General features: G+C 70.5%; 3 protein-coding genes and 1 pseudogene. All 4 read left to right on the top strand.

Annotated features, from left to right (window positions below):
- Window positions 1-476: site-specific integrase (locus ABL57_RS09065; protein ID WP_047803141.1), on the top strand; the 476-nt coding region annotated here is incomplete at its 5' end.
- Window positions 473-817: a helix-turn-helix transcriptional regulator gene (locus ABL57_RS09060; RefSeq protein WP_047803140.1), complete on the top strand. Its 345-nt coding sequence runs from the start codon at window positions 473-475 to the stop codon at window positions 815-817. The genes ABL57_RS09065 and ABL57_RS09060, both read left to right, overlap by 4 nt.
- Window positions 810-1,403, top strand: coding sequence for a hypothetical protein (locus tag ABL57_RS09055; protein WP_152683334.1), 594 nt, complete (start codon window positions 810-812; stop codon window positions 1,401-1,403). The genes ABL57_RS09060 and ABL57_RS09055 overlap by 8 nt, the downstream gene beginning before the upstream one ends.
- Window positions 1,404-1,462: 59 nt before the next feature.
- Window positions 1,463-1,959: pseudogene (locus ABL57_RS09050) on the top strand (hypothetical protein); the annotation flags it as partial.

Below are 1,959 nucleotides of genomic sequence, written 5' to 3'. Positions count from 1 at the left end.
ATCTCGGCGGCCACGGCGTGCTGCGCGTGCGCTGGGGAAAGTCCCACCGCGGCTCGGCGAAGAAGGTCCGCTCCGTGCTGACCGTCTGGCCTTGGTCCGCGGAGATGATCCAGGACTGGATCCGCAACGGGCTGCCCCGCTACGGGCACCCGGTGAGTGATCTCTTCCCCACCAGCACCGGGGCGATCGTGGGCGAATCGCATCTGCTCGGGCGGCTGCGTGCCTTCATCGATGAGCTCGGTTTCCCGCCCGGGCTCGATCTGCACTCCTTCCGGCGTTCCTACGCGACACAGTTGATCACCGGGGCGGGCTTCGACGTCACCTTCGTTCAACTCCAGCTCGGTCACGAGCACGCCGCGACGACCTCGATCTACTCCCTGCCGTCCCCCGACTACCAGCGACTGGCCCTGGAACGGGCCCACGACCGCACCATCCAGGCAGCCCTCGGGCTGCCCGCACCCAGGAGAGCCCCATGAGCACACGCGAGATCACCTACACCTGGCGGGTCCGCGAGATCATGGCACGCCGCGGCGTGCACACCGCCAAGGACCTCGCCGAGCTGTTGCACGAACGTGGCATCACCCTCACCGCCAACGCCGTGTGGCGCATCGTGACCCAGCAGCCGGAGCGGATCTCCTTCAAGGTCCTCGTCGCCCTCTGCGACGCCCTCGAGGTCACGCCCAACGACCTGATCACCTACACGGCCACCGACGCCAAGACCGCCCGGCAACACCGCGCGGCCGCCGGTGAAGACCTCCCCGACCTTCGCCACTACCGCCCCGTGCGCGCCCGGATCATCGACGACGACAATGACTGACCCCTGGCGCCCGGCCACCGACGGCAACGGATCCGCCCGGCCGCCCACGCTCACCGACCTCCCCGCCCCGAACAAACGCGGCCGACCCCGCTCGGCCGGGCCCCACGCCTGCGACCGTTGCCACCAGCAGGTCGCCAAGATCCGCGTGCACTGGCCCGACGGAGCCATCTGCGGGGCCTGCTTCACCGAAGCCACCCACACCTACGGCACCTGCCCGCACTGCGGGGAACACCGCATGCTCCCGGGTCGCTCCGCCGAACGAGAGCCCCTCTGCCGTGACTGCGCCGGCATCACCACCGCCCTGACCTGCACCCGCTGTCACCGCGAGGCCGAGAGGTTCCGGGCGGGGCTCTGCATCCGTTGCGCGCTCACGGACGACCTCATCAGCGTGCTCGCCCCTGGCGATGACCTCCGCCTGCACCGGCTCATCAAAGTGCTCACCGCAACCCAACGACCCGAGAGCGTCTACACCTACATGCGCCCAGGCACCCGGGCCAGGACCCTGCTGGAAGCCATCGGCGCCCGCGATCACCTACACGGCCACCGACGCCAAGACCGCCCGGCAACACCGCGCGGCCGCCGGTGAAGACCTCCCCGACCTTCGCCACTACCGCCCCGTGCGCGCCCGGATCATCGACGACGACAATGACTGACCCCTGGCGCCCGGCCACCGACGGCAACGGATCCGCCCGGCCGCCCACGCTCACCGACCTCCCCGCCCCGAACAAACGCGGCCGACCCCGCTCGGCCGGGCCCCACGCCTGCGACCGTTGCCACCAGCAGGTCGCCAAGATCCGCGTGCACTGGCCCGACGGAGCCATCTGCGGGGCCTGCTTCACCGAAGCCACCCACACCTACGGCACCTGCCCGCACTGCGGGGAACACCGCATGCTCCCGGGTCGCTCCGCCGAACGAGAGCCCCTCTGCCGTGACTGCGCCGGCATCACCACCGCCCTGACCTGCACCCGCTGTCACCGCGAGGCCGAGAGGTTCCGGGCGGGGCTCTGCATCCGTTGCGCGCTCACGGACGACCTCATCAGCGTGCTCGCCCCTGGCGATGACCTCCGCCTGCACCGGCTCATCAAAGTGCTCACCGCAACCCAACGACCCGAGAGCATGCGGTGTTCCCCGCAGTGCGGGCA

It is taken from the genome of Kocuria sp. SM24M-10 (assembly GCF_001027955.1).
GTDB lineage: Bacteria > Actinomycetota > Actinomycetes > Actinomycetales > Micrococcaceae > Kocuria > Kocuria oceani.
This window is presented reverse-complemented; position numbering and strand designations above follow the sequence as displayed.